The 26,366-nt window shown below is 47.5% G+C and carries 26 protein-coding genes; 16 read left to right on the forward strand and 10 right to left on the reverse strand.

What is annotated here, in order from left to right:
* The first annotated feature begins 197 nt into the window (after positions 1 to 197).
* Positions 198 to 641 carry a YHS domain-containing (seleno)protein gene (locus KDK13_RS03850; protein WP_257283591.1) on the forward strand — a complete coding sequence of 148 codons (444 nt, stop codon included), beginning with the start codon at positions 198 to 200 and terminating at the stop codon, positions 639 to 641.
* 114 nt (positions 642 to 755) lie between these two features.
* Here KDK13_RS03850 and KDK13_RS03855 read toward each other — a convergent pair whose 3' ends face one another.
* Complete coding sequence (locus KDK13_RS03855) at positions 756 to 1,289, reverse strand: DinB family protein (RefSeq protein ID WP_257283592.1); 534 nt, start codon at positions 1,287 to 1,289, stop codon at positions 756 to 758.
* Positions 1,290 to 1,639: 350 nt separating this feature from the next.
* Between KDK13_RS03855 and gcvH the strand changes: the two genes are divergently transcribed.
* Positions 1,640 to 2,032: a glycine cleavage system protein GcvH gene (gene gcvH, locus KDK13_RS03860; RefSeq protein ID WP_257283593.1), complete on the forward strand. Its 393-nt coding sequence runs from the start codon at positions 1,640 to 1,642 to the stop codon at positions 2,030 to 2,032.
* A gap of 37 nt (positions 2,033 to 2,069) precedes the next feature.
* Entirely contained in the window at positions 2,070 to 2,816 is a 747-nt protein-coding gene (locus tag KDK13_RS03865) for a molybdopterin-synthase adenylyltransferase MoeB (RefSeq protein WP_257283594.1), read from the forward strand.
* 26 nt (positions 2,817 to 2,842) lie between these two features.
* Here KDK13_RS03865 and KDK13_RS03870 read toward each other — a convergent pair whose 3' ends face one another.
* Positions 2,843 to 3,109, reverse strand: a complete 267-nt coding sequence (locus tag KDK13_RS03870) for a TfoX/Sxy family protein (protein ID WP_066014644.1) — start codon at positions 3,107 to 3,109, stop codon at positions 2,843 to 2,845.
* 247 nt (positions 3,110 to 3,356) lie between these two features.
* Here KDK13_RS03870 and mrcB point away from each other — a divergent pair, with 247 nt between their 5' ends.
* Genes mrcB through KDK13_RS03885 form a run of 3 tightly spaced genes read left to right on the forward strand, consistent with a single transcriptional unit; the run spans position 3,357 to position 6,431 of the window.
* Positions 3,357 to 5,693 (forward strand): penicillin-binding protein 1B, encoded by a 2,337-nt coding sequence (gene mrcB, locus KDK13_RS03875; protein ID WP_257283595.1) that lies wholly within the window; start codon positions 3,357 to 3,359, stop codon positions 5,691 to 5,693.
* Positions 5,690 to 6,118, forward strand: coding sequence for a tetratricopeptide repeat protein (locus KDK13_RS03880; protein ID WP_257283596.1), 429 nt, complete (start codon positions 5,690 to 5,692; stop codon positions 6,116 to 6,118). The genes mrcB and KDK13_RS03880 overlap by 4 nt, the downstream gene beginning before the upstream one ends.
* 1 nt (position 6,119) lies before the next feature.
* Positions 6,120 to 6,431, forward strand: coding sequence for a YqcC family protein (locus KDK13_RS03885; RefSeq protein ID WP_257283597.1), 312 nt, complete (start codon positions 6,120 to 6,122; stop codon positions 6,429 to 6,431).
* A gap of 58 nt (positions 6,432 to 6,489) precedes the next feature.
* Here KDK13_RS03885 and KDK13_RS03890 read toward each other — a convergent pair whose 3' ends face one another.
* Together KDK13_RS03890 and KDK13_RS03895 are read right to left on the reverse strand one after the other, a co-directional pair.
* The gene (locus KDK13_RS03890; RefSeq protein ID WP_257283598.1) at positions 6,490 to 7,140 is read right to left on the reverse strand and encodes a hypothetical protein; all 651 of its coding nucleotides are present in this window, start codon (positions 7,138 to 7,140) and stop codon (positions 6,490 to 6,492) included.
* Positions 7,141 to 7,260: 120 nt separating this feature from the next.
* Positions 7,261 to 9,318 carry a hypothetical protein gene (locus tag KDK13_RS03895; protein WP_257283599.1) on the reverse strand — a complete coding sequence of 686 codons (2,058 nt, stop codon included), beginning with the start codon at positions 9,316 to 9,318 and terminating at the stop codon, positions 7,261 to 7,263.
* A 375-nt stretch (positions 9,319 to 9,693) separates the two neighbouring features.
* On the opposite strand from KDK13_RS03895, the gene KDK13_RS03900 reads away from it, so the two are divergent.
* Together KDK13_RS03900 and ilvN are read left to right on the forward strand one after the other, a co-directional pair.
* Positions 9,694 to 11,424 carry an acetolactate synthase 3 large subunit gene (locus KDK13_RS03900; protein ID WP_257283600.1) on the forward strand — a complete coding sequence of 577 codons (1,731 nt, stop codon included), beginning with the start codon at positions 9,694 to 9,696 and terminating at the stop codon, positions 11,422 to 11,424.
* Complete coding sequence (gene ilvN, locus KDK13_RS03905) at positions 11,424 to 11,915, forward strand: acetolactate synthase small subunit (RefSeq protein ID WP_257283601.1); 492 nt, start codon at positions 11,424 to 11,426, stop codon at positions 11,913 to 11,915. Before KDK13_RS03900 ends, ilvN begins: the two co-directional genes overlap by 1 nt.
* A 97-nt stretch (positions 11,916 to 12,012) precedes the next feature.
* Here ilvN and KDK13_RS03910 read toward each other — a convergent pair whose 3' ends face one another.
* Genes KDK13_RS03910 through KDK13_RS03920 form a run of 3 tightly spaced genes read right to left on the reverse strand, consistent with a single transcriptional unit; the run spans position 12,013 to position 15,597 of the window.
* A complete protein-coding gene (locus tag KDK13_RS03910) occupies positions 12,013 to 14,037 on the reverse strand; it encodes a hypothetical protein (protein ID WP_257283602.1) in 2,025 nt (674 codons plus the stop codon).
* Between the two features lie 25 nt (positions 14,038 to 14,062).
* Entirely contained in the window at positions 14,063 to 14,752 is a 690-nt protein-coding gene (locus KDK13_RS03915) for a hypothetical protein (protein WP_257283603.1), read from the reverse strand.
* Positions 14,753 to 14,763: 11 nt separating this feature from the next.
* Positions 14,764 to 15,597, reverse strand: coding sequence for a hypothetical protein (locus tag KDK13_RS03920; RefSeq protein ID WP_257283605.1), 834 nt, complete (start codon positions 15,595 to 15,597; stop codon positions 14,764 to 14,766).
* 635 nt (positions 15,598 to 16,232) lie between these two features.
* Between KDK13_RS03920 and KDK13_RS19130 the strand changes: the two genes are divergently transcribed.
* Together KDK13_RS19130 and KDK13_RS03930 are read left to right on the forward strand one after the other, a co-directional pair.
* Complete coding sequence (locus tag KDK13_RS19130; RefSeq protein ID WP_373692203.1) at positions 16,233 to 16,610, forward strand: hypothetical protein; 378 nt, start codon at positions 16,233 to 16,235, stop codon at positions 16,608 to 16,610.
* A gap of 201 nt (positions 16,611 to 16,811) precedes the next feature.
* Positions 16,812 to 18,119: a hypothetical protein gene (locus KDK13_RS03930; protein WP_257283609.1), complete on the forward strand. Its 1,308-nt coding sequence runs from the start codon at positions 16,812 to 16,814 to the stop codon at positions 18,117 to 18,119.
* 38 nt (positions 18,120 to 18,157) lie between these two features.
* On the opposite strand, the gene ilvY is transcribed toward KDK13_RS03930, so the two are convergent.
* Complete coding sequence (gene ilvY / locus KDK13_RS03935) at positions 18,158 to 19,066, reverse strand: HTH-type transcriptional activator IlvY (protein WP_257283619.1); 909 nt, start codon at positions 19,064 to 19,066, stop codon at positions 18,158 to 18,160.
* A gap of 214 nt (positions 19,067 to 19,280) precedes the next feature.
* Between ilvY and ilvC the strand changes: the two genes are divergently transcribed.
* The gene (ilvC, locus tag KDK13_RS03940) at positions 19,281 to 20,297 is read left to right on the forward strand and encodes a ketol-acid reductoisomerase (protein WP_257283610.1); all 1,017 of its coding nucleotides are present in this window, start codon (positions 19,281 to 19,283) and stop codon (positions 20,295 to 20,297) included.
* 106 nt (positions 20,298 to 20,403) lie between these two features.
* On the opposite strand, the gene KDK13_RS03945 is transcribed toward ilvC, so the two are convergent.
* Positions 20,404 to 21,090: a DUF2959 domain-containing protein gene (locus tag KDK13_RS03945; RefSeq protein WP_257283611.1), complete on the reverse strand. Its 687-nt coding sequence runs from the start codon at positions 21,088 to 21,090 to the stop codon at positions 20,404 to 20,406.
* 259 nt (positions 21,091 to 21,349) lie between these two features.
* Between KDK13_RS03945 and KDK13_RS03950 the strand changes: the two genes are divergently transcribed.
* Positions 21,350 to 22,078 (forward strand): aspartate/glutamate racemase family protein, encoded by a 729-nt coding sequence (locus KDK13_RS03950; RefSeq protein WP_257283612.1) that lies wholly within the window; start codon positions 21,350 to 21,352, stop codon positions 22,076 to 22,078.
* A gap of 153 nt (positions 22,079 to 22,231) precedes the next feature.
* Here the strand turns inward: KDK13_RS03950 and KDK13_RS03955 are convergent, their stop codons facing one another.
* A complete protein-coding gene (locus tag KDK13_RS03955; protein WP_257283613.1) occupies positions 22,232 to 22,402 on the reverse strand; it encodes a hypothetical protein in 171 nt (56 codons plus the stop codon).
* Positions 22,403 to 22,475: 73 nt separating this feature from the next.
* On the opposite strand from KDK13_RS03955, the gene KDK13_RS03960 reads away from it, so the two are divergent.
* The 4 genes from KDK13_RS03960 (at position 22,476) to KDK13_RS03975 (ending at position 26,129) form a co-directional block, all read left to right on the forward strand.
* The gene (locus tag KDK13_RS03960; protein ID WP_257283614.1) at positions 22,476 to 23,399 is read left to right on the forward strand and encodes a LysR substrate-binding domain-containing protein; all 924 of its coding nucleotides are present in this window, start codon (positions 22,476 to 22,478) and stop codon (positions 23,397 to 23,399) included.
* Between the two features lie 82 nt (positions 23,400 to 23,481).
* Positions 23,482 to 24,315 carry a CDP-diacylglycerol--serine O-phosphatidyltransferase gene (gene pssA / locus KDK13_RS03965; RefSeq protein ID WP_257283615.1) on the forward strand — a complete coding sequence of 278 codons (834 nt, stop codon included), beginning with the start codon at positions 23,482 to 23,484 and terminating at the stop codon, positions 24,313 to 24,315.
* Positions 24,316 to 24,485: 170 nt separating this feature from the next.
* A complete protein-coding gene (gene msrP / locus KDK13_RS03970; protein ID WP_257283616.1) occupies positions 24,486 to 25,517 on the forward strand; it encodes a protein-methionine-sulfoxide reductase catalytic subunit MsrP in 1,032 nt (343 codons plus the stop codon).
* A gap of 24 nt (positions 25,518 to 25,541) precedes the next feature.
* A complete protein-coding gene (locus KDK13_RS03975) occupies positions 25,542 to 26,129 on the forward strand; it encodes a sulfite oxidase heme-binding subunit YedZ (RefSeq protein WP_257283617.1) in 588 nt (195 codons plus the stop codon).
* Positions 26,130 to 26,366: the final 237 nt, after the last annotated feature.

A 26,366-nucleotide genomic window follows, 5' to 3' on the forward strand; every position in this document is an offset into this window, starting at 1 on the left:
TTATAAATGGTTATGGATTCTTAATCAATCATGAGCATATACGATTTGGAATTCACCTAAGAAAAAAGTATGGCTGATGGATATAGAGGCTTCAAAGTATTTTGGATAATTGATGAAGGCATGGATATAGAAAAAGAAGCTGGTCAGCTGATATTCTGAGACAGAATAAAGTAAACAACTGAAAAGGATGGAGCCTCATGAATGCATTACTAAGGATAGCTATGGTCTGGTTGATGGCATTTAGTGTCAACTCCTTTGCTGGCAAGCATATTTATACTGGCTGGCTAAGTAGTCAGGCCGTCAGTGGTTATGATGCTGTTGCTTATTTCACGCAAGGGAAGCCGGTAAAAGGGAGTGCCAGGTATAAATTTGAGTACCTGGGGGTGGATTGGTACTTCTCTTCCGAAAAACATGTAAACCTTTTTAAGAAGCATCCCGAGCAGTATATGCCTCAATATGGCGGATACTGCGCATGGGCTGTTGCTGCAAAAAAACAAAGGGCTCCGGGAGACCCGAAATATTGGAACATTGTCGATAACAAACTGTACTTGAATTACGACAACAATGTTCAGGAAAAGTGGCTTATGGATACTCCAGGCTTTATTAACGCGGCGGATAAAAACTGGCCAGAAATGAATTGATATTATGTTGATTCGTACTGATTTTTACTGGCTGGTGCTGATTTATAGCTGGTGACCGTTGAATGTTCTCATTCAGCGTTGCCGTGGTTTTGCGAAGTACCCTGGAAAGGCGGCCTAACTTTCAGAGGATGCTTCCTGCTGTTTTTGATAAATCAGTGTTGAGGTTGCAACACCGAAATTTTTTGGAGGTAGAAGACCCGGCTGTTGCAGCAGCAAGTTGATGATTGCCATATGGTGTGTGGTGTGACATTGCAAAAATAACAGCTCACGAACGACGGATGTTTCCGCCGTACTGACACTTCCATTGGTATCAGTGCAGGCATTGAGGGTCAGATTGATCTCATTTGATGTATTTTTTGTTAGCTTAACCAGCCGTTCCTTGATAATCAGTAAAGCGTCTACTGCAGAAGAGACATTCCTCTCACATTCCGGGTCTCTGTTCCTGTTGTCGTAGTTGATGGATCTACTATCAAGACCGGATAGAAAACACTGGTAAAACTCAATGATATGGCGTACGTGGGCGCCTATCGTCTGTCGGCCATCAGTAGTGGCAGGTTTCTGATAATTGTTTGAAGAAAGTCTTTTAATAACCTGAATCAACTCAGACAACAATTGTTCATTACACTGGCAGGCATTTTGCGGTGACATTCGACTCTGAACCTTATTACTTGATTTACTGTGAATCCGTGCCATGTTTGCTCAACTTCAGATCAACGGCACACTTCGGGCTATCCTGCCCAGCATTTGTCTTTTCAGTGTTGCACAGGCTGTCGGGTTTTGCATACACGGAAGTCAGCTCAAAAAACTCAGAGGGACGCTCTATTCCGGCTATGTAAACTTCCCACTAAACTCGTTAGAATGCTCGTGCCAGTCAGCCATGAGCTCTTCGGCAATAATGAGCCAGTAAACAGTGTTTGATTTTACCCCATTGTCGTCCGTCAGCGAGATAATAGGGTGAGGCACTTTAGCTTTACAGAGAGTCAACCGAGGATAAATAGATGAGCAATATACCTTCTGAGTTACGGTATCTGCGTTCCCACGAATGGGTCAGGTTGGAGGAAGATGGTACCGTCACTATTGGTATTACAGATCATGCCCAGGAAGCCCTGGGTGACGTGGTTTTTGTCGAACTGCCTGAACCCGGTGCTTTACTCGCTGCAGGTGATGAGGCCGGAGCGGTGGAATCTGTAAAAGCTGCCTCAGAGATCTATGTACCGTTGACTGGTGAAGTTCTTGAAGTTAATAGCACACTGGAAGACGCTCCGGAAACCGTCAACAGCGACCCTTATAATGATGGCTGGTTCTTCAGGATGAAACTTGAGGATGAAGGTGAACTCAGTGATCTGATGGATGCAGAAGCCTATGGTGAGTTTGTTGAGTCAGAGTCCTGACTGATTCTGTGAATTTTATTAAGGACAGCTATCGTCCATGAATGATGAGCAGTTACTCCGCTATAGCCGACAAATTATGCTTCCCCAGGTTGATATCGAAGGGCAGGAGCGGTTGCTGTCATCGAGCGTTTTAATTCTTGGCCTGGGTGGGCTGGGCTGTCCGGCTGCTCAGTACCTGGCGGCAGCAGGCGTTGGAAAAATGGTGCTGGTTGACCCGGATACGGTTGATATCACCAACCTTCAGAGGCAGTTACTTTATTGTGCAGACGATCAGGGGGCTGCAAAAGTAGCCACCGCCCAGGCCCGGCTGTCGGCAGTCAATGACAGTATTCAGATTGAGACTATCCATGGATGTCTGGAAGGTGAAGGTCTGTTAGAGCAGGTGAGACAAGCGACTGTGGTGCTGGATTGTACCGATAACTTTACCAGCCGGTTTGCCATCAATGCGGCCTGTGTCACGGCCTCTGTTCCCCTGGTCAGTGGTGCAGCCATCAGGCTTGACGGCCAGCTGACTGTGTACGATCGTCGTCAGCCTGATGCGCCCTGCTATCGGTGTCTATATGATGAACAGGGCAATGAAAGCCTCAGCTGTTCTGAATCGGGAATTCTGGGGCCAGTGGTCGGAATGATAGGCACAATGCAGGCGTTGGAAGCCATCAAGCTGATTGCCGGATTTGGAAAAACGTTGAATGGTCGTTTGATGATTTTTGACGCAATGTCCATGGAGTGGCAGACAATGGGGCTGCTGGCAGATCCAGCATGCCCTGTCTGCGGCAGGGCTTAAATGGTGTCGGGCTTTTGCAAGGGGAATCAGGGTGGTGGCGGGCTGTCTTCTACTGCCTCTAACAGGCGGGCCTTGTAATCCGGGTCCAGGTCATTCCAGTGAGCCCCGATAAGGGCTCCTTCAAGCGCATAAAGCAATACCTTTGAAACTTTAAAGCCACGGTCACGAACTTTGCAGTAGGCTGCGACAGAGCCGACGTCATGGAGTTGCTCAAGCGTTCTGATGCCTACAGCGTTTAACCATTGTACGGATGTTTTGCCAAGGTTTTTTAATTCGATCAGATCAGTTGCCATGTACTGGATCCTTAACTCAACTCCAGCGTCCGTACCAGAGACAGCATGATTATTAAAAAGTCAGAAGTCATTTTCTCTTAAGAATAGACCAGACTTTTGGAGTCCTCCCATAGAGTTATCAGTTATTACCGACGCCATGGTATTTTGATTCCAAAATACCTTCCAAAGAGCAAGAATATAGACATTTTCCAACTGTTTTCGTTTTCCGAAAAAGATCATCAATAGGCTCTGGCGTATAATCACCCGCATGGTAAAAAAATCGACGACCAAAAAAGGCAGGCCTGCCAAAAAGACCAAATCATCCTCAAGGCAAAAACAGGGTAATCCGGTACCGTGGAAATCCATCCTGTTCAAGCTGGGCTTGACGCTGGTCGTTCTGGTTTGTGCTTACGCTGTCTATCTGGATGCCATAGTTACCAGGCAGTTTGAAGGTAAAAAATGGGCGATACCGGCCAAGGTATTTGCACGTCCTGTTGAATTGTATTCTGGCAAGCTGATAACGCCCGGTGATCTTCAGTCCCAGCTCCGGCGTCAGGGGTATCAGGCGGTTCGTGATGTGCGTCGCCCCGGAACGTTTGCCCGCAATGGCAGCCAGTTCGTTATTTACAGCCGGGGATTTCACTTTCCCGATGGCACTGAGCCATCGCGCTATGTGAAGGTTGACTTTCAGGGCAGTAAAGTGATTCGCCTGGTCGGCCGGGATGGTAAAAACCTGCCACTGTTGAGGCTTGATCCCCAGCCCATTGGTGGTATTTATCCGGCCAGTTATGAAGACCGCCTGCTGATTCGCACCGCCCAGGCTCCCCGTTACCTGATTCCTGCCCTGCTGGCCATTGAAGACAGGGACTATTACGACCATGTTGGTCTATCTCCCACCGCCATTGCCCGTGCCATGGTAGCCAACCTGAAAGCAGGCGGTGTTGTTCAGGGGGGCAGTACCATTACCCAGCAGTTGGTGAAAAACTTCTTTCTGACCAATGAGCGCACTCTGGTTCGCAAAGGTAAAGAAGCCATTATGGCACTGCTGCTTGAGCTGCATTACGGCAAAGAAGAGATTCTTGAAACCTATTTGAACGAAGTTTACCTGGGACAGCATGGACGCCGCGCCATTCATGGCTTTGGCCTGGCCAGCCAATTTTACTTTGCCCAGCCGCTTAAGGAGTTAGACCTGGCACGGACTGCCCTGCTGGTGGCTATGGTCAAAGGACCATCTTATTACGACCCAAGGCGATATCCTGAGCGCGCCCTGGAGAGACGAAACCTGGTGCTGGATGTCCTGGCGGAGCGATCCATCGTTCCTGTTGCCGAAGCTGAACGCTCCAAAAAGCTGTCATTAGGTGTCGTCAGTCGGGAATTGGTCAGTACCAACGATTTTCCTGCATACATCGATATGGTGAAAGAACAGCTGCGCAAGGATTATGATGAGAAGGATCTGACCTCTGAAGGACTCAGGATTTTCACCAACCTGGATCCGGTGATTCAGCGGGAGGCACAGAACAGTGTTACCAGCACGTTAAAGACTCTGGACAAGGACAAGCAACTTCAGGGAGCCATGGTGGTCAGCTCTGCCCAGACGGGAGACCTTCTTGCGGTTGTGGGGGATCGAAACCCCGGGTATGCCGGATTTAACCGCGCTATTGAGGCTCGCAGGCCGGTTGGTTCCCTGTTGAAGCCGGCCATCTATCTAACCGCTCTTGAACGGCCAGGCCAGTACACATTAACGACGCCTGTCCATGATACGCCGGTGAAAATCAGTGATGGCCGTGGTGGTTACTGGGAGCCTCAGAATTACAGCCGTAAATCCCATGGGCAGGTGCCACTCTTCCTGGCGCTGGCGAAATCCTATAATCAGGCGGCCGCCAATACCGGGATGGCGGTCGGTTTGCCATCGGTGTTGAATACGCTCAAGCGACTGGGTATTGAGCAGGCATTGCCACCTTATCCATCCGTCTTGCTTGGCTCTCCATCAATGGCTCCGGTTGAGGTTGCCAACATGTACCAAACCATTGCCAGTGGTGGCTTCCGTATGCCGTTGCGGGCTATCGATGCGGTGGTAGACAGTCAGGGCAAGCCACTGAGCCGTTACAGTATTTCGGTAGAGCAGGCTTTTGCACCGGGGCCAATGGAACTGCTGCGTACAGCTCTGGGCATGGTCATGAAAGACGGCACGGGGCGCAGCGTATACCAGTATGTTGAGCCGGGTATTGCCCTGGGTGGTAAAACAGGCACCACCAATGATCTCAGGGATAGTTGGTTTGCCGGTTACTCCGGAGATCTGGTGGCAGTGACCTGGATTGGCCACGATGACAACAGCCCGACAAAATTGACGGGCAGCAGCGGTGCTTTGAAGATCTGGGGTAACTTTATGTCGAATGTGCCGGTTCAGTCGGTAACATCGCTGGGAGCTGGCAATGTGTCGAGCATCTGGGTGAATCCATCGGCCAATGGCCGCAGTCATCCCTATTGTGAGGGCGCTATACAGTTGCCCTATATTAAGGGCTCTGAGCCAAAGGCCTATGCCGGTTGCAAGGCCGATGTTGTGAAGGGGTCTCTGTTTGACAAAATTAAAGGGTGGTTCGAATGATGTATAACGCTATCTCCCTGACCTCCCTGACCAAGAGCTGTGGAAAAGTGATATCTTTTCCACCCGGATTGTTTGTGGTGCTGTTTTTGACTGGCGTTCTGGCGGGTTGCTCTACGCCGGTATTGATACAGGAAGAGCAGTCATCATCACCCTATGAGCAACGCCAGGATGCGCTGGGCACGCTATTGAATCAGGCCTGGAATGCCCGGGAAGCTGGCAGGTTTGGTGAAGCCGAGAGTTTACTTGGACGGGCGATGCGCATCAGTCCAACGGCTCCGGACGTTTATTACCAGTTGGCCTTGCTGCGCCGGGACCAGGGGCGTTTTGCACAGTCCCGGCAATTGGCAGAGAGAGCGTTAAGCCTGAGACCGGGTGTTATGCTGGAACGAAAAATCAATCATTTGTTAAGTGCATTAAATAGCTGATATGTCTGAAGAAGTTATTGTTTTGCTGGAAGCTATTGAGTCAGAACTGCGCAGGCAGGATATCTGGCTTCCCATGCCCCCGTCCGTTGAAGCCATGGCCAGCACCACACCTTTTTGTATGGATACCATGGCATTCAGCCAGTGGTTGCAGTGGATTTTTGTTCCCCGTATCCGGGCCATTATCGATAGCGGGGGCTCTCTGCCAAAGGGTTCAAATATCAAACCCTATGCAGAAGAGTCATTGCCGCTTGAGCGGCTGGAAGTTGAAAGGCTACTACTGATTATTGAGCAGTTTGATCGCTTAATGAGCTGACCTGCTGTCTCAAAGGTCAATGGCTTATGAAATCTGCAGGCAAGTTGTGGCTGAATGTTCAGGCGTCGGGTCTTGCTGGCGGGTGACTGGCTCGTCGATCTCGAATGCCACAACAGTTTCGAAATAAGTCGAGCACAGCGGATGTACGACTTCTGTCATTTTGACGATCTGCTTCGGAGGCTTTTGGAGGCTTGACTGACACTTCCGGGGTTTCATTGGTACCTGAAGCCTTCTCTTTTTCAGGATCGCTTCCTGTGAGAACGGTGGCTTCACCTGCAGAAACAGACTTGGCCGCGTCGTTAGATTCAGTAGCTTTTGCTTCTGGATTTGCTTCCGGCAAAGGTTCTGGCTGTGGGGTCGGCAGGTCTAGTGGTTTGTTCTCCGGTTCAGAATTACTGATACCTGAGTCATAAGCTGATATTGCAGCTGGTAATGTTGTTGCAATGTGAGAAAGTGAATCTAATATGGACATATTTTCAACACTGGCCAGTGCAGGTCTGACATCGCCTTCTGATTGCGAATGGATAGCACGATCAGTCATTTTTTTGTCATCAGGTCCCCGCTCTGAACTGAATGGGTCTGGAGGTGGCAGTAATGCTTCCAGTGATTTTGAAACTTCTGGCTCTGACTTTTTGGCAGAAGAAGTATCAAGCGATTGACTTTGTTGTGTATATAAGTTTGAGGCTGAAGCGCCAACAGATGAATGCATAGCTACCTCTGAAAGGTTATGAAACCCCTATAGACTCATATTTTTATAAATGGTTTCTTCTTACTTGATATTAATTCAGGGGATAGAAGTAATTTTTATAAAAGTCAGGTTAGCCATAATTTACCGAACCCTTTTCTCCATAATGGTCTCTGTATGATAGGCCCGCTGCAGTGCCACTATTGATTCAATATTCTCCCGGGTACTGGATAACGGGAACTGGTCATTTTCCGTCATGAGTAGGCCGGTACCTTCAATGTCTAACCGGGAAAGCAGTGTTAATACCTCTCGCCGGGATAGGTATTTTACCTGTTGGGACAGTAAATGAATCTTTTCTGATAATGTTCTGGCCGTTGCCATCAGCGTCTCAAGCCGATGGAATCCGATTTTCATGGCAAAGTGTTCTGCTGGCTGTGAGGTTATGGGTGATAGCATTGCAGTCAATATACGGCTATCAATTTCATTTTCTTCGTTTAACAGGTTGCAGAGCCATAATTGATCATCAATCTTGATTTTGCTGCTGGATAGCAGTTTTACAATGGTATTGACCGTTAATTGAGCTGTACTCACGGCGCTCGCCTTATACTCATGCCAGAAACGTAACAGGTAGTGAACGGTGGTGTCAGCCTTGAGGTGGTTTTCATGTTTTGCCAGCCACTCAAGGCTTTTGAATGAGAACCGGCACTTGGGGTGCTGACTGATGATCTCAATGCGGCCCGGGTGAATATATTCGAGGTTCAGGTGCTCAAGATAAAAATCAGGAAATGCACAGAGTAACCGGTTTAATGTCGCATCATGGATTTCTCTGGTATGAATGAGGGTCAGAAGCAGGTTAAATGTATCCTGGTTATCAGGTAGCGCATGCAATGCCAGCTTTTCCGTATTTTCCGGGATAGCTATAGACTTGAGGAGCAGCGGATTTAAAGAACTTGACTGAAAAATATGCAGAATATTTGTCCAGGAAGGCGCAATCAGGTTTTTCTCCATCGTATCAGCGGCATCTTGCCCACCGCTATGGATGGTTTTCAGCTGCTTATACAGTTCGGGTCCGGCTTCGGGGCCGACATTGTCAGCATTGGAAGCGGGAATAACAGGAATAATCAGGTCAAAAAAGCGGGTACGGTCTCTGGCCGTCAGTGTGTCATCCGTCAGGACATAGATAAAATAGATGGGGTGTTTAATATGGCCTGAGCCATTCAGGTAGCCATTGGCACGATACAGTGTTTCCAGCTGGGAGGGGTCCGTCAGGTTCTCAACAATGACAACATCATGCCTGCTGCGGGTAAAGGCATGAGTGATTTGATGAAGGTAATTACCGGAATCTGACAGGTCTGCGCGACTATCAGGCGGGGTTGGCCTGCTTTTCTGGCCAGCTAACAGTTTTTGTATGCCCGAGAATAGATACAGTATGAGAAGTGTTGCCAACAGGAATAATGAGAGTTCAGCCAATAAAGGGGCATACTTTTTGGCAAAGGCCAGCATCGGATCGGATAAATGCCGATGGAGTGCCTTGATGACGGTACTTTGATCCATACCCAGGATGCCACTGAGATAGCCAAGTGTTGCAATGGAATAGCTGGTCAACAGGGCCATAAGCACTGGAATGACTTTCCGCCAGCCTCCGGGTTGAGGCTGCGGTGCCTTGATGTCATCGGGTATATTGTCTGTGATGTTGCACAGCAGCTGCTCTAATAATACGTTCTCATTTTCGTGGCGGCCTGGGGCAATGCGGGCATTGATTGTCGGCTGTGCAGGCAAAAAAAACCGGGTGTATTTGAATTGCGGATTACGCGCCGTGAATGCCTGGATAAATGCGCTTTTGCCGGTACCCATTGCTCCGGAGATGGCAATGTTTCGGGTTACAGGCCGCTCTTCTGCATTAAGGGCAGTCAGTAGCTCCCTTTCATAGGTTTCGATTTGCTCATGTTGCATCATCACAGAGTTGAGAGACCTGAGGGGTGAATGGCCATCATGACTTTTCAGATACCGGGAAAATATGCTTCCTGCATTATTGTGCGATGAATCGGCCGTGGTTGATCTGTCATGCTCAGGATGCTGCTGTGAGTACTGTTCACTGGCCGCTTTCCAACCCGCCCTTGCTGCCCGCCAGCCAGCCCTGACTGCTTTAAAGTATCGGGTTTTAAGGCGAATCAATCCTGACTGTTGAATATGAGCCGTCATTTTCCTGAAGCCTTTCTTTCATGACCAGTATTCGTGAGCCGATAGCGTCGAAAGCTCAGTCGAGCTACAGCTTATCGTTATCAGTCAATTAACTATTCAAAATCGGCAGAATTTGGCTGGGGGTGAGTGCATGTTGGCCAGACTACTGGTTAATTATCGTCTTTCTGTGGAAAAAATTCCTATTTGCCCTGGCATGCCCTGTATTTGTATTGACTGATGGCCGCTGAGAGTCAAAAATGGCCTCTCCTGAGGCTGCCCAAGAAGCTGCGTTGGGAATTATGCGACAATTTGATGCCGTTTACCGGCGGCTCAAATGAGAGTGTTCCTTTCGGGGCGGTATAAAAATTCATTCCAAATAAAGCCGAGGGTCAGCAATTGGAGCTATTATCCGGCGCGGACATGGTGGTCCGATCACTGGCAGATGAGGGAGTCGAGTATATATATGGGTACCCGGGAGGGGCACTTCTTCACGTCTATGACGCCATTTTCCGGCAGAAGGCCATTACCCATATCCTGGTACGTCATGAACAGGCTGCAACCCATATGGCAGACGGTTACGCAAGAGCGACCGGCAAGCCCGGGGTCGCGCTGGTAACCTCTGGTCCGGGGGCAACGAATACCATTACCGGTATTGCCACTGCCTACATGGACTCCATCCCCATGGTGGTGATTTCCGGTCAGGTACCGTCAGCCTTTATAGGCAGTGATATGTTTCAGGAAGTGGATATGGTGGGTATCTCCAGGCCCATTGTAAAACACAGCTTCCTGGTCAAGCGGGCTGAAGATATTCCGGGGGTCATCAAGAAAGCCTTCCATCTGGCGCAGACCGGACGCCCGGGGCCTGTGGTGGTTGATATCCCCAAGGATATTACCGACCTGGGCAAAAAGTACGAATACCACTATCCGGAAAAGGTTCGGCTGCGCTCCTATAACCCTCCGGTTAAAGGTCACAATGGCCAGATACGCAAAGCGGTTGAACTGCTGACTGAGGCTAAAAGGCCCATTATTTATGCCGGTGGCGGTGTTATTTTGGGCAAGGCCTCTGAACAACTGACCGCGCTGGCGAAAACGTTGAATGTGCCGGTGACGAATACCCTGATGGGTCTGGGTGCATACCCGGGTTCGGACCGCCAGTTTGTGGGTATGCTCGGTATGCACGGCAGCTACTGCGCAAACCAGGCAATGCACAATGCGGACCTGATACTGGCCGTAGGCGTCCGTTTTGATGATCGGGTCACCAACAACACGTCAAAGTTCTGCCCGAATGCGAAGATCGTTCATATTGATATTGACCCGGCCAGTATCTCCAAGAACGTACCGGCGGATGTGCCGATTGTCGGGCCGGTTGATGCCGTACTGGACACCATGATCCGTCAGATAGAAGAGACAGACACCCGCATTGCTCAGGAAATGCTCGATAGCTGGTGGCGCCAGATCAATGAGTGGCGTGAAGGGCGCGGCGGCCTGTTCCCATACGACAAAGGTGGCAGCACCATTCTCAAGCCCCAGCAGGTCATTGAGACACTGTATGACGTGACCCGGGGTACAGACACCTACATCACGTCTGATGTTGGTCAGCATCAGATGTTTGCTGCCCAGTATTATCCATTTGATCAGCCAAACCGCTGGATCAACTCTGGTGGCCTGGGAACCATGGGCTTTGGCCTGCCGGCCGCCATGGGGGTCAAGCTGTCATTCCCGGACAGCCATGTTGCCTGTGTCACCGGTGAGGGCAGTATTCAGATGAATATTCAGGAACTCTCGACCTGTCGGCAATATGATTTGAACGTCAAAATCATCAACCTGAATAATCAGGCACTGGGCATGGTACGACAGTGGCAGGATATGCAGTATGACAGCCGTTATTCCCACTCTTACATGGAATCGCTGCCAGACTTTGTCAAACTGGCGGAATCCTATGGGCATGTGGGCATGAGAATTACCGATCCGGCCAGGCTGACGTCGGCGATGGAGGAGGCGTTCTCGCTGAAAGACCGACTGGTTTTTATGGATATCCAGGTGGACACCAGTGAGCATGTTTACCCCATGCAGATCAAGGACGGCAATATGGCCGATATGTGGCTCAGCAAAACGGAGAGGACCTGATGAAACGGATTATCTCTGTCCTGGTTGAGAACGAACCCGGTGCACTGTCGCGTATTGTCGGGCTCTTCTCCCAGCGTAATTACAATATTGAGACATTGAATGTTGCGCCCACGGAGGACAATACCCTGTCTCGCCTGACGCTGACCACAGTGGGTAATCCCCAGGTCATTGAACAGATTACCAAACAGCTGAACAAGCTGGTGGATGTGGTAAAGCTGGTGGATCTGACCGAAGGTGCCCATATTGAACGGGAGATGATGCTGATCAAGGTGCGTGCCAGCGGGCCACTGCGCGCTGAGGTGAAGCGGACAGCGGATATCTTCCGCGGTCAGATCGTCGATGTGACCAGCTCTGTCTACACCATCCAGTTGACCGGAACCGGTGAAAAGCTGGATGCCTTTATTGAAGCCATTGGTCAGGCACAGGTGCTGGAAGTTGTGCGAAGTGGGGTGACCGGTATCTCCCGTGGGGAAAAAGTGTTATCTCTTTAAGCTCTGACTGTTAATTTTTGGTCATATACCCCGCAGCTTGTTGCGGGGTAGTTTATTCAAAACCCTTTGATCTGGTTATTTTTGGCTTAGCCGGATGTCAGTCACTGGGAAGATTGCTTTCTAATACTTCCAGCATCATGTTGTTGTCAGGATGCAATGCCTTTTGTTGTAATTCTCTGGCCAGTTCATAAAAGCTTTCTCCCGGTATAGTCGCTCGTGACATATAATCGACCAGTATCTCATTGGATTTATCACAAACGTACTGGCAAAACTCGGGTAATCTACTTTCGTCTAATAACCGCGTAAAGTAACTTTGCCGATCATCAGCTGAGAGTTCGGTATATTTATGGATTTTTGATGTGTCCGTACCATTAAAAAAATGTGGAATTAACGTCGCGATTAGCCCACGATATACCAGAATATATTTGGTGATTTCGTCAGATATCATATCGAGTTTTAAATGGGCGTTTTCAGGATCCCGCCAGAGCTTATAGTTTTTACCGTCACTTAACCTGATTTGCTCTTTGCTCATTGCTAACAGAGCCGATTTAGCCTCTTGTATACCGAATGAATCCAAATCAAATGCATCATTTGCTACCTTCCAGCCACCTAAGAATTCCGGATTGCCTATTGATGTCATTTGATGACCACCAATTTCCGCCAGATAGGGTTTATTTAAGCACTGAGCGATATTAGCGGTGCTGGCTCCCGGTGCATAAATGGGGATATTGGAAAAGTAACAAACCAACTCAAACAATCGCTTTGGTAAAAAACCAAATTCAAATACGGTAATATTATCTTTACGTAATTTCTCAGAGGTAAAGTCTAAGGAGTAATTAGTTGAAAACTGTATATTACCAGTATCACTTAGCTCTTTTCGTTCTTTTTCAGACAGGCGCTTTTCCTTCTCGCTGTGTGGTGCAATAATGATGATAGGCTTATCATTAAAACACACTTTAGCAGCGTTTGTGTAATTGTAATACCGATATTTCGTCATCCCGGCACAATGATAAAAAAGGGCTAAATATATTTGATTTTCTTTGGCCGATTGAAATAATTCGGTAAAAAATTGAACTAATTTTTTAGTATCATAACCATGTATTGCCTGATTTTGTAAGCTGTTAGCTATCTCCCTTTTCATTAACTCTGGTGTTGACGTATTTTTATTTGCCTCGTACGGATAAATGGGCAGATGATTTTCTTGATTTTTTGGTAGGTTGTTCCTAACACACCCAGGGAACCATCTATAGTTAGTAATTTGAAATAATGGGACTTTTGGTGATGTTTTAAACGAGTCCCAAACGGTGTAAATTTGCAGTGTGTTTTTTGATAAAAAATTAGTTGGTATTCTATCTTGTATTACGTATGGAATACCAAATATCTTATCGAAGCATATTTTCCGTAATGATAACCTGTGGTCCTCATGAATGGTAAATTCATCAATGTCACGGTCAGGTAAACCGGAAAGAAGATTTGGTAGTTTGTTACTTAGAGTTTCTTCACAGCCAGAAAAGCGAATCAGTTTTAAAGTACCAGGAGAAATTCTGACAAAATTCCTTAAAAATTCTATATACAGGTTTAAGTTACCATAACCTCGATTGTATGACTCATGTTCTACAAGAAAAACAATTTCTTTAACTTTTTTAGCTTTAGTTTGTAAAGCAGTGATTCTATCGATAGATGATGACTGAATTGGTATTTGCTTGAAAAAATCCTTAAGAAAAGATAGCCATTGCTTATCCTTTGTTATCAGGCAATCAATGTGCTGAAGAACACTGCTTTGGATAATAGAAGGTGCTTTACCTTTTTTTGCCTTTGGTGGAAGTACCTCTTTTGTGGAACTTTCATAAGCAGTGCTTCTTTGATCATGTAAGGTCTTTCGTTTATTGGTTGAAACAGAATAATGCTCCAGTTTGGACGAAGTTTCAGCAAAAAAAGATTTTGGTGTATTTTTTGGATGGTTTACTTGATTTATGACAGGCGTTGCAAAAATATTCTTCGAGGGTTCACCTGTATTACAGGTTTTCGGACATTCAAAGGTATTAGTAATATTCTGGTTATCTTTTTGTTTTAGCAGTTCATTGGTAAGTTGAGATTGAACTGGAAAATTATTGTTAATCATAAAATATCTCCGAACCAATTTCCCGTTACCGGCTAAGTAATGATTCTTCTAACACTTCCAGCATCATGTTGTTGTCAGGATGCAATGCCTTTTGTTGTAATTCCCTGGCCAGTTCATAGAAAATGTCTTCTGGCTTAGTCGCTCGTGACATATAATCGAACAATATCTCTTTGGATTTATCACAGACGTACTGGCAAAACTCGGGTAACCTGCCTTCGTCTAATAACCGCGTAAAGTAACTCCGCCGGTCATCAGCAGAGAGTTTGGGAAATTTATGAATATTTGAGGTATCTGTTCCATTAAAAAAATACGGCAATAAGGTCACGATTAGACCATCATGATGTATCAAGATAAATTTGGTGATTGTTTTCCATATCTTGCTGAGGTCTAAATGGGCATTTTCAGGATTATTCCATAAATCATTGTTACTATAGTCACTTAACTTGATTTGCTCTTTGCTCATTGTTAACAGCGCTGATTTAATCTCCTGGATACGGCATGAATTCAAATACAATGCATCATTGGTTACCTTCCAGCGGCCTAAGCGTACCGGATTGCCTGTTTCTGGTAATTCATGACCATAAAGTCCCAGATACGGTTTATTCAAGCATTGCGCCATATTAGCGGTGCTGGCTCCTGGTGCATAAATGGGGATGTTGGAAAAGTAACAAACCAACTCAAACAATCGTTTTGGTAAAAAATCAAATTCAAACACGGTGATATTATCTAGTCCCAATGAGTATAAATTTGCAATGTATTTTTTGATATAAATTCTTTTGGTTGTCCAGGTTCTACTATGTACGGAATTCCAAATATCTTTTTAGGCTCTGTTTCTGATGATGATAATCTGTCTGTTATATCTCCATGAATGGCTGCATCATCAATGTAGCGGTCAGGTAAACCAGAAATAAGATTTGGTAACTTATTGCCAAGCGTGTATTCACAACCAGAAAAGCGAATTCGATGTAAAGTGCCAGGAGAAAGCCTGACAAAGTTCCTTAAAAATTCTATAAACAGATTTAAATTGCCATAACCTTTATTATGTTGTCTATCTTCTAACAGAAAAATGATTTCTTCGATTTTTCCAGCTTCCGTTTGTAAAGTTAGTATTCTATCGATAGATGATGATTGAATCGGCGTCTGCCTGAAAAAATCCTGAAGAAAAGATAGCCATTGCTTATCCTTTGATATCAGGCAATCAACTGACTCAAGAGTAGCACTTATTTTGATAATGGAAGGCTCTTTACTGTTTTTTACATTTGCTGGAAGTACCTTTGCAGAGGAACTTTCATAAGCTATTCTTCCTCCTTCATGCCAGATAATTCCTCCAGGAGTTGAAACAGAATAATGTTCGAGTTTAGATGGTGTTTTGGTAGACAATTTTTCAGGAGTTGTTTCCGGTTTATTTATCTGGTTGATAACAGAAGTTTCACAAATGTTATCCTGACAGGTTCTGTTTATATTCTGGTCATCTTTTTCAATTTTTTCTTTTTGTTTTAGCGGCTCAATGGCTAGTTCATTGGTAAGATGCGGTTGGATCGTAAAATTATTGTTAATCATTATAATGAATCTCCTGACCAATTTTTCCGTTATTGGCTGAGAAGGCAATAATACCTGTATTTCACAGCTTTCAGGTTAATAATGTTGGGCAGTAAACAATTTGTTTTTTCATAAATCACTAACCAGTCAGTTATTTACAATAACAACTTGAGAGGAAACCGGGATGACACCTGTTTCACCTGAGGCAACCCTCGCAACTGCATGCATCAATAATCAAACTGATGTTCCATGGGAGGCCAGAACAGCAACTTTTTCTCATCGGAACATTCGTTTTACAATGGGCTTCCCTCCGAAAAACATACAGTGTAGCGGTGAAAACCACTTAGTAACATCGATAGCGCAGTGTCTTGAAAAAGGGCATTATTTTTGTCGGGACTGTCAGTTTTCCCCCAGTCCTGAGGTCCTGCCTGAACGAACCAAGTGCCCGTTAGACGGCTCGGAGATCGTCACCGATCTTGCCGAAAGCCGTATTTTCAGGCATACAATTATACCCTGCCCTTCTAAATCCACCTTCAACCCCCCCGTGAACCAGCCTGTCCCTGAGAAGGATCTTACAAGGACATCCGGTCCCGCCTGGATGAATGCTCAGGAATCCCAGACGGAATTAAATTAATGATGCAGTATCAGATAATGATCTGAGTTATTATTCTCCACCAGTCTATACAACAGACAGCTATTGTGTCTCCGGACAAATTTGTTGTTATAGACACGCCTGTGGAACAAGCTATCTCGGGCTTTATATCGCCATTTGGAAAGGTCAATACGATGAGCAGGTTAGCTGGCCAATGAGTAAGATAATAACGGCGTCTGCGGTAAATCAAAATAACCTTTCCAAAAGTGTAGGGGACAGGTTTGCCTCTGATGACAAGCCAGGCTTCCAAAATCCCCCAATTCTGGTAAATGAAGGATGGGGCTTTCCTAAATTTTTGAACTTGAATGCCAGCAACATTAGCGAATTCCTGAAAAATAACTCTCTGCAAATAGAGATTAAGCTGGGAGATCTCCAAGTATAAACTGAAACTGTTTAATCTTTCACTGGAATACTGGAAAGTGATTGGGGAGCAATCATCGGGCAACAATCATCGGGCAACATCGTGATGCTAAATAGGCCTTGTTCAATCCCAGATAAGCTCTACACTGAGTCTGCTATAAGCCAGCGGATGATGTTGAGGACATTTGATAAAAATTCCACGGTAGTCCGGGAGAAAATCAGAATGGTACCCGCTTCGATCGAGCCTGCCCTTGCAACTGCGAATACCAGTAATTCAGGCGATGTTCCATGTAAGATCACAACAGCAACTTTTTCTCACCGGAACGTTCGTTTCACAATGGCTCTTCCTTTGAAAAATGTACGGTGTAGCGGTGAAAACCACCTGATCACATCGATAGTGCAGTGTCTTGGACAGGGGCATCTTCTTTGCCGGGACTGCCACTTTACCTCCAGCCCTGCAATCCTGCCTAAAGAGGCCAGGTGTCCGTTAGATGGCTCAGTTGTCGTCAAAGATAATGCCGAAACCCGCAGTCTCACGCGCAAAAATATACCCTGCCCTTCTGTTATCACCTTCGAATCTGGCCATAAACCAGCCTGTACCTGGCAAGGTCCTTACCAGGACGTCAAATGCCACTTGGATGAATGCACAGGAATTCCTGATAGCATCAAATTAAAGATGCAGAACCAGCAGATAAGAAAGCTGCAAGAACAACTCAGGGATTCAGAAAAAAAACAACGTCTGATGCAGCAATCCCTGAAGCAAGGATGGCGACAAAAGTCAGGGCACTCATTACCATTATTGTCTGGAGCCGTTGGCGATGTTCGCAATGCGCCTGTGCCAGTGAGCCAAACACAACAAACACAAACAGGGGCTGATCAATCGGCAGCACGGGCTGGTAACATGGAGCAGCCATTCCGTTTAGCTGTTCCCGGAAGTTTCCGGCAATTTGCTTTCAGCAATTTATCTGACAATAGATACCTGAGTCATATTCAGCGCTCTACCATGCCGGTTGGAAGATTGTCTCCCGTGGAATCACCTGACAATACTGATAAATGTGTTGACGCATTTTTATGGCGAATCGATGGTTTCAATTCATGGTTGGAATATACCTTGTCAGATGAAGGCTCAAGTTATTATTCTCCTGCGTTCTATACAACAGATCGCTATTGTGTTTCCGGACAAATTTATCCTTATAAACACGACAGTGGAGGATGTTATCTCGGGGTCTATATTGCCGTGTGGAAAGGTCAGTACGATGAGCAGATGAGCTGGCCAATGAATAAGAAAATAACGTTGTCTCTGGTCAATCAAAATACCCCCCCCGAAAAAATAGCGAGAACTTTTGTCTCTGTTGAGAAGCCATCATGCTTCCAAAAACCCCAAAACCTGGTAAATAAAGGGTGGGGCTATCCTAAATTCTTGTCACTGGAAGCTATGAAAAATAGTGAAATTGTGAAAAACAACTCTCTGCATATGGAAATTAAGCTGGAAAATCCTTCGCCCGTCCCTGGTGCATCCGAAGGGCAGTAAATGAGCGGGCTTGATCATCAACCAGAAATGTTTCTGTTTCACAGTCTGTTGCCCAAACTCGGACTCTCCGACAGTTGGTGCCAAAATGCAGCAATCAGTGGGTTCTTCAGCTTCTTTTCCAGTACACACAGGCCCACTTTATAAGGCTTAAGTTCCGGGCTGACGGTTAACACCCGGACATTTCCAGCCAGCGGACTGTTATTCAAGACAATCTCAGGGACCACACCGACACCGAAGCCCAGGCTGACCATACTGACAATGGCCTCATTGCCAGCCACCTGGGCATAGATGTTCGGGTACCTCCCATTAGCCTCAAACCAGGAATCCAGTCTTTGTCTTGCGATTCCTTTTTCCTGCAGAATCATGGGAATGTCGGCAAAGTCGGCCGCTGTCAGTTGTTTTTCAGACAGTGCTTCTGGTAGCTGGGATTCAACGGGGGCAATAAACCGAAGGGGTGAAATGGCTATTTGCTGAAATGCCAGTCCGGCAGGAAGGGTGTCAGGCCTGGCGGCAATGGCGAGGTCTTCCTGTTCGGTTAATACCCTCTGAATGGCTGGCTCAGGGTCACCGGTATGCAGTTTGATTTCAATGCCCGGGTATCGTGGTCGGAACTGGCTGAGAATCTCATAGAGAAAGCTGTAACTGGCGGTGACTGAGCAGTACATGCTCAATGAGCCGTGCAGTTCCCCGGCATCAGCCACCAGTTCATTATGAATAATGTCCCATTGCGAGAGCGCTTCACGGGCATAAGCCTGGAATCGTTTTCCTTTTGCAGTTAATGAGACACTTCGATTATCCCTTTCAAACAGTGTCACGCCCAGCTGATCTTCCAGCTGTTTGATGCTTCTGCTCAGGGTTGAAGGGCTGACATGGCAAATGAGGCTGGCCCTGTTAAAGTGCAGGGATTCGGCCAGTGCGAGAAACTGTTTCAGAGGGCGAAGGTCTATAGCCATATAAAAATAAAGTTTATTTCATATTTTGCAATTTTAAGTTGCAAATATATCACTAAATGCAACTATACGCAGAATCACCTGTCGGGTATGGTGTACTTCAGGTTGAGAGAGCGGACAGCACTCCCGGTGCATGCAGCCGCTGTGTAAATAACAAGCCTAAATCCATCAGCTGGCCACCGAACCGGTGTTTTCTTTCAGGAGTAACTCAATGAAAGTTTATTACGATAAAGACTGTGACCTCTCCATTATCCGTGGCAAAAAAGTCTCTATTATTGGCTATGGCTCTCAGGGGCATGCCCATGCCAATAACCTGAAAGACTCTGGCGTTGAAGTAACGGTTGGCCTGCGCAAGGACTCCTCTTCCTGGGCCAAGGCAGAAGCTGCCGGCCTTTACGTAGCCGAAGTCCCCCAGGCGGTTGCCCAGGCTGATGTTGTTATGATTCTGACGCCGGACGAGTTCCAGTCCCAGCTTTACCGAGAGGTGATTGAACCGAACCTGAAGCAGGGAGCGACCCTGGCCTTCGCCCATGGTTTTGCCATCCATTACAACCAGGTCGTACCTCGTGCGGATCTTGATGTCATTATGATTGCCCCCAAGGCTCCGGGCCATACGGTGCGCTCAGAGTTTGTTAAAGGCGGCGGTATTCCGGATCTGATTGCTATTTTCCAGGATGCTTCCGGCCAGGCCAGGGATGTTGCTCTTTCCTACGCTTCCGGTGTGGGTGGTGGTCGTACCGGTATTATCGAAACGACGTTTAAAGACGAAACGGAAACAGACCTCTTTGGTGAGCAGGCTGTGCTTTGTGGTGGTGCTGTTGAGCTGGTCAAGGCCGGTTTTGAAACCCTGACAGAAGCGGGCTATGCTCCGGAAATGGCGTACTTTGAGTGTCTCCATGAACTCAAGCTGATTGTTGACCTGATGTACGAAGGCGGTATTGCCAATATGAACTACTCCATCTCCAACAATGCGGAGTATGGTGAGTATGTGACCGGCCCACGGGTGATCAACGACGAGTCCCGCAAGGCGATGCGTGAAGCGCTCAAAGATATTCAGAACGGTGAGTATGCCAAGAAGTTTATCTCCGAAGGCGCTTTGAATTATCCATCCATGACCGCCTATCGTCGCAACAATGCGGCTCACCCGATTGAGAAAGTGGGTGCCCAGCTGCGTGAAATGATGCCCTGGATTACTGCGAACAAGCTGGTTGATAAAGAGAAAAACTAAGTTCTGACTGAGAGTTTAGAATTGGCACTTGAAAAAACAGGATATTTCGCAAGAAGTATCCTGTTTTTTTTTGGGAGTCACATTCTTGAATATAAAGAGCCGAAAATCAGGGTTGCTTGAGTGCTTGAATAAACTGCCGTGACTGGTCAATGGACACCTGCATATCACTGATCAGGCGGTCAATATCGGCCTTAATGGTATTGAACTCACCTTTCAATGCGCTGATGGCCCGGGCATTCAGGTTGTGCTTCAGATAAAGCACCTGGTCCTGAAAGGCATCCAGTACTGGCTGCATCCGTTGTTCAGATTTTTCCAGACTGACCATCATACGCTGATACTGACGGCGGGTGTCTTTCAACTTCTGGGCACTGGCCCTGCGCAAACTATCACTCGTGTAAAGGTTGAGTTCATCTTCCCACTCGTCAAACAGTGCCTCGGAAACACTCTGAACGCTGGCAATGCGGTCCCTTACTTTCTCGGCGGCGGCCAGGCTGTCTTCGTATTCTGAGTTCAGGTCTTTGTACGCTGCTTCAAGGTCTCCACCATCAAAGTTGATGACACTCTGGAACTGCTCCAGTGCGCTTTGGAATTGCTCCTGAGCCTGCTCCTGTGCAACCTGGGTGTCTTCAATGCGATCAACCATCAGATCGCGTTTATGGATGCCCACTTTTTCCATGGCGCTGTAATAGGTGCTCTGACAGCCGACGACCATCAGAGAAATAGTCAGAGCACCGGCAATTTTCAAGCTGTGGGGCAGGAAGCGATGGTTAGACAGCAAAGTTCGTATGTTCATACTCAATCTTTATTTCTCAAGGGCTTCGACCAACTCTTGGTTACGTTTGTCTGCCAGTTGGTATTGGAAAAACGGCAATTCACGGTTTTTGTAGCATAAAGCTTAGCGGATAGCGAAAGGTGAATGGCTTTTGGGCGTACGCCTGAGGCTGGTTCGTGCATTATGCCGTTTTGGCATCATTTGACCATTTTCGGCATTTCACAACCACCTGCCCAGTGGAAAACACTGTTCTCAGAGACCAATTCTGGTGTGGGGCAGAATGATGTTGGGGATTCTTGGTGGAATGGGACCACTGGCAACCGTGGATTTTATGCAGAAGGTGATTGCCCTGAGTCAGGCAGCCACTGATCAGGATCATATCCCGATGCTGGTACATAATGTACCGCAGATACCGGATCGCAGTGCCTGTATCCTTCAGGGTGGAGAAGACCCGTTTCCGGCGCTGCTGGGTGGGCTAAAAAGGCTGGAAAATGCAGGTGCACAATGTGTGGTTATTCCCTGCAACACCGCTCATTACTGGTTTGATGCTCTGAAGGAGCAAGCTTCAGTCCGGATGATCAGCATTGTGGATGTCGTCTGTTGCGAGCTGGCCAGGCGAGGAATTCTGAATGCAGGACTGATGGCAACCAATGCAACGGTTGCTGCCGGGATTTATAAGAAGCGCATTCACACTATGGGTGGCCAGTGTCTGGTACCTGATGACCTTGCGCAGCAACAAGTCATGACCGCTATTTATGATATCAAGGCTGGTCGCCTGGAGCAGGGGTCACAGGGCATGGAAGTGGTCTTTGATGCATTGGTCAATGAAGGTGCTGAGGCGGTTATTCTGGGCTGTACTGAAATTCCAATTGGTCTTGCCAATATTGCCAGACAGAAACCTGAACTGTGTGTTGATGCCACAGAGCTGTTAGCCCGGGCCTGTGTCGACTGGTATTACACCGGCCATGACAATCACTGTCAGGGTGATTATCAAATGCAAGCCGCATGATGCAACGATTTGAAACAGCGTCGTACCAGGTTGAAAGATAACTTTTATCAGATGCTGACTGTATCAGATGCCGACTGCTCATTAATCACCTTAAAAAACTGTTGAAAAATGGGTTGACTAACAAAGCTCCTTTTCAGGAGCTTTGTTTTTCTCTCAGAAGGAAAAGGCTATTGATTTTGGCCTGAGCGATATATTTTCCCTCCTTTTCACGACTGTGGCAGACTCACTGGGTATTGTAAAAGTCGAGTTGCGGTAGGCTGTTATGCTGACTCTGCCGTATATTCCCACTGCGCCCTGAGCCAGCCTGAGGTTGTTGTCAGCCATGTGATTTCCTTTGGGCATTATGCATGTCAGCAGGTCAATTACGGGTTAAGGGCGCATTTGAATGGCTCTCTGAATGAATCTGGAAACCAAATGGCTGGAAGATTTTCTGGCTTTAGCGGAGCTGCGCAACTTCTCCCGGGCTGCGCAGTTCAGGAATGTTACGCAACCGGCATTCAGTCGTCGTATACGCAGCCTTGAACATTCCCTCGGTGTCGAGCTGATTGATCGGGCTACAACACCGCTGGCACTGACCCCGGAAGGGCGACTGTTCCATACCACCGCCCGGAATCTGCTTCGACAGATGGAAGATGGCCTGCATCAGCTGAAAGGCCAGAACGGCGTTGGGCCACAACCATTGGATTTTGCGGCAGCCCACTCCCTTTCCGTCACGTTGTTACCGGAACTGATACAGACCATGAGCAATGATGGCCATGTTCTGAGAAGCCGGGTGGAGAGTATTGATGTCGACCTGGCTGTTGAAGCGCTTCAGGAAGGGCGGTGTGATTTTCTCCTGGCTTTTGATATTGAAGCCCTGATGCAGCCTCCTTTTCTATCTCTTTCCCTCGGCAACACGGAACTCCGGCCCGTTTGTGCGCCCGATGCGGACGGTTTGCCCCGCTTCAAGCCTGACCAGGCTGAGCCTGTCCCCATTTTGGGTTACAGCCCGGCAGCGTTTATGGGAAGGCAGGTGAATGGTTTGCTTCGAGCTATCAATGACCTTCCCCGATTTCAGCCAGTTATGGAGTCTTCGCTGACCAACTTGTTGAAAGTCATGGCATTGAATGGCAGCGGCATTGCCTGGCTGCCGGGTTATGCCATTGTGGATGAATTGGCCAGTGGACAGCTGGTGGACTTCGTCAACCCGGAAAAACATCAGGAATATTGGGGCTCTGTGGAGATCAAGCTTTACCGGAATGATGTTCGTCTGCATGCCGGTGCTGAGCGGTTCTGGTCTTCACTTCGTAAACGATGTCAGCAGGGGTGGTCCCTTACCTAATGTTTGATCTGACTGTATCCCTCCAAAAGCGTATTCGTGGTACAGTCCCACGCTGGTTCTGTAATGATGAGCAGATGTGTCAATGACTGAGAAAATGGAAAAGCCGGAGAGTAATAAAGATGCCGTCGACGGTTTTTTTCCTATAGACGAGCACGAAGAAGAGGTAATTGAAGAAGGGCAGGCGATCCGTCGCAAAGGGATCTACCTGTTACCCAACCTTTTCACGACCGGTAACCTGTTTTGTGGCTTTTACGCCATTATCGCTGCACAGGCGGGTAATTTTTCCCTGGCCTGTATCGCCGTATTTGTTGCCATGATTCTGGATGGTCTGGATGGTCGCGTGGCCAGAATGACCAACACCATGAGCAAGTTTGGTGAGCAGTATGACAGCCTGGCAGATATGGTCACCTTCGGTGTTGCCCCGGCCATGGTGGCTTTCAGCTGGGCACTGCAGGAGCTTGGCAAGTTTGGCTGGATGATTGCCTTTGTCTATGCGGCCTGTGCAGCCCTGCGGCTGGCCCGGTTCAATGCCCAGATTGAGGTAACCGACAGTCGCTACTTTACCGGCCTGGCCAGTCCGGCGGCTGCAGCGGTTGTGATTGGTATGGTATGGGCATTAAGTGACTTCGGTTTCAATGGTGAGTCCACCTTAGTCGCCTTGATTGGCTCGCTGGTTACCGGGGGAGCGGGTGTCCTTATGGTCAGCAATATTCGCTATCACAGCTTCAAGAAGATTGACCTGAGAGGCCGGGTACACTTTGTGTTCCTGCTGGCGATTGTGCTTGCCTTCGCTGTGGTGTTTATGGATCCGCCACGCACACTGCTGCTGATCTTCCTGGCTTATGCCTGTTCTGGCCCAATCACCGCGATCTGGCGGCTTGGGGAAGAGAAGAGTGATCACGAAGGAACGGTTTAGATTTTCTTCGATTTCTTATAAAGCCAGCATTGCTGGCTTTTCTTATACGTGAGATCCGAGGGTGCTTGAGCTCTTTAATTTCCCTTGGCATTATGAGGAAAATTCGGCCATGGGTGTGATCACCTCTCCAGAATGACCGTAATAAAAGTAGTGTTTGGTAAGGAGATATCATGCTACTGAAAATAAAAAAACGATCCGATATCTGCAGCAGTGAAATTACACCAGAGCCTATCTATCACGACCGACGTCGTTTTATGCAGCAGTCCGGACGTCTTGCCATGGCCGGGCTTGGGCTGATGTTGGCAGGATGTTCTCAGGAAGGGGAGGCCATTAGTCAAAAAGCCCAGGTCGATACCATGCCTTCCCAGCCAGGTCCACAATGGCTGAAAAAGCAGGTGCTTGAGTTTATCCCCAACGTTTATACGACAAATGAAGTACTGACACCGCATAAAGATGTTACTACCTACAATAACTTTTATGAGTTTGGTACAGGGAAAGGGGATCCGGTCAGGAACGCACACTCCCTGAAAACCGATCCATGGTCAGTGGTTGTTGAAGGTGAGGTTGCCAAGCCCGGCCGCTACCATCTTGAAGATATTCTCAAGCCTCACGCTATGGAAGAGCGCATCTATCGGCTTCGGTGTGTTGAAGCCTGGTCCATGGTGATTCCGTGGATTGGTATCCCTCTGGCCAATATTCTCAAGCAGTTTGAGCCAACGTCCAAAGCCCGGTTTGTCGAATTTACCACGCTGTATGATCCTGAGCAGATGCCGGGACAGAGGTCTTCTTTTGCTTCGCTGGACTGGCCTTATGTTGAAGCTTTGAGAATCGATGAGGCCATGCATCCGCTGACGTTGATGGCAACAGGGCTGTACGGCGATATATTGCCCAATCAGAATGGTGCACCGTTCCGGCTGGTGGTGCCCTGGAAGTACGGTTTCAAAAGCATTAAGTCCATTGTCAAAATACGTTTGACCGAGCAGCAGCCTGCAACCACCTGGGAAGCATCAGCACCACAAGAGTACGGGTTCTATGCCAATGTAAACCCTGCCGTTGATCATCCCCGCTGGAGTCAGAAATATGAGCGACGGTTGCCGGGTACACTGCTCTCTCCAAATCGAATTGAGACACAGCCTTTTAATGGCTACGGCGAAGAAGTTGCTGACTTATATAAAGGCATGGATTTAACGCGCTTCTATTAACAGGTTCACATAAAGGAGAGAGGCATGAATCGGGTTGCAAAAATCAAACTTGTTGTGTTTCCTCTCAGCCTTTTTCCACTAGCGAATCTTGTCCTGAAAGCTCTGGAAAATCACCTGGGGCCAGACCCTGCCAGCGCTCTCACCCACGGGTTGGGAGAGTGGGCATTGATATTTCTGATGCTATCGCTGGCTATCTCACCCGTACGACAGATGACGGGCATTGGAAAACTGATCCGGTTCCGGCGGATGCTGGGTTTATTCACCTTATTCTATGCGGTTTTGCATCTATTGGCTTATCTGGCTTTTATGCTGTCCTGGGAGTGGCAGACATTGTTAGAAGACCTTTATAAGCGTTCTTATATTATTGTCGGTGCTTTTGCGCTATCGATTCTGATGGCTTTGGGGGTGACTTCAACAAAAAACATGATGAGGCGATTGGGTAAGCAGTGGAGTCAATTGCATCGATTGGTTTACGTTGCTGCGGTTCTTGCGGTTATTCATTTTCTCTGGCTGGTTAAAAGTGACTATACGGAACCTGTGATTTATGGTGCTTTACTGGCGATCCTGTTGCTGTTGAGGACTCGTGTGTTTTCTTTTGGCAGAAAGCGGTAGCTATATTTCCATATACTGTAAATAAGATTCATTTTATTCGCATTGGTATAGTGTTCGGTCTGCTGTATCGGGAGGCTGAAACATAAAGCTGATGTCGTATACGTGTTAACCGAGGATTGGCATAGTCATTCAATTGCGTATAATGCGCCCCACTTCCACGGGCTGACCCAAACGGTCACCATGGATCAGCAGAATGAATCATCATCGCTGACCGGGAAGTGTGGTTTGAAAATGGGT

Origin of the sequence: Endozoicomonas sp. SESOKO1, from assembly GCF_024606265.1 — a bacterium.
In the GTDB taxonomy this organism is placed as follows: Bacteria; Pseudomonadota; Gammaproteobacteria; order Pseudomonadales; family Endozoicomonadaceae; genus Endozoicomonas.

Coding starts and splice junctions, on each gene's coding strand:
- KDK13_RS03850 (WP_257283591.1), top strand. CDS start 198: ATGAATGCATTACTAAGGATAGCTATGGTCTGGTTGATGGCATTTAGT.
- KDK13_RS03855 (WP_257283592.1), bottom strand. CDS start 1,289: ATGTCACCGCAAAATGCCTGCCAGTGTAATGAACAATTGTTGTCTGAG.
- gcvH (WP_257283593.1), top strand. CDS start 1,640: ATGAGCAATATACCTTCTGAGTTACGGTATCTGCGTTCCCACGAATGG.
- KDK13_RS03865 (WP_257283594.1), top strand. CDS start 2,070: ATGAATGATGAGCAGTTACTCCGCTATAGCCGACAAATTATGCTTCCC.
- KDK13_RS03870 (WP_066014644.1), bottom strand. CDS start 3,109: ATGGCAACTGATCTGATCGAATTAAAAAACCTTGGCAAAACATCCGTA.
- mrcB (WP_257283595.1), top strand. CDS start 3,357: ATGGTAAAAAAATCGACGACCAAAAAAGGCAGGCCTGCCAAAAAGACC.
- KDK13_RS03880 (WP_257283596.1), top strand. CDS start 5,690: ATGATGTATAACGCTATCTCCCTGACCTCCCTGACCAAGAGCTGTGGA.
- KDK13_RS03885 (WP_257283597.1), top strand. CDS start 6,120: ATGTCTGAAGAAGTTATTGTTTTGCTGGAAGCTATTGAGTCAGAACTG.
- KDK13_RS03890 (WP_257283598.1), bottom strand. CDS start 7,140: ATGCATTCATCTGTTGGCGCTTCAGCCTCAAACTTATATACACAACAA.
- KDK13_RS03895 (WP_257283599.1), bottom strand. CDS start 9,318: ATGACGGCTCATATTCAACAGTCAGGATTGATTCGCCTTAAAACCCGA.
- ilvN (WP_257283601.1), top strand. CDS start 11,424: ATGAAACGGATTATCTCTGTCCTGGTTGAGAACGAACCCGGTGCACTG.
- KDK13_RS03910 (WP_257283602.1), bottom strand. CDS start 14,037: ATGATTAACAATAATTTTCCAGTTCAATCTCAACTTACCAATGAACTG.
- KDK13_RS03920 (WP_257283605.1), bottom strand. CDS start 15,597: ATGATTAACAATAATTTTACGATCCAACCGCATCTTACCAATGAACTA.
- KDK13_RS03930 (WP_257283609.1), top strand. CDS start 16,812: ATGGTACCCGCTTCGATCGAGCCTGCCCTTGCAACTGCGAATACCAGT.
- ilvC (WP_257283610.1), top strand. CDS start 19,281: ATGAAAGTTTATTACGATAAAGACTGTGACCTCTCCATTATCCGTGGC.
- KDK13_RS03945 (WP_257283611.1), bottom strand. CDS start 21,090: ATGAACATACGAACTTTGCTGTCTAACCATCGCTTCCTGCCCCACAGC.
- KDK13_RS03950 (WP_257283612.1), top strand. CDS start 21,350: ATGATGTTGGGGATTCTTGGTGGAATGGGACCACTGGCAACCGTGGAT.
- KDK13_RS03955 (WP_257283613.1), bottom strand. CDS start 22,402: ATGGCTGACAACAACCTCAGGCTGGCTCAGGGCGCAGTGGGAATATAC.
- KDK13_RS03960 (WP_257283614.1), top strand. CDS start 22,476: ATGAATCTGGAAACCAAATGGCTGGAAGATTTTCTGGCTTTAGCGGAG.
- pssA (WP_257283615.1), top strand. CDS start 23,482: ATGACTGAGAAAATGGAAAAGCCGGAGAGTAATAAAGATGCCGTCGAC.
- msrP (WP_257283616.1), top strand. CDS start 24,486: ATGCTACTGAAAATAAAAAAACGATCCGATATCTGCAGCAGTGAAATT.
- KDK13_RS03975 (WP_257283617.1), top strand. CDS start 25,542: ATGAATCGGGTTGCAAAAATCAAACTTGTTGTGTTTCCTCTCAGCCTT.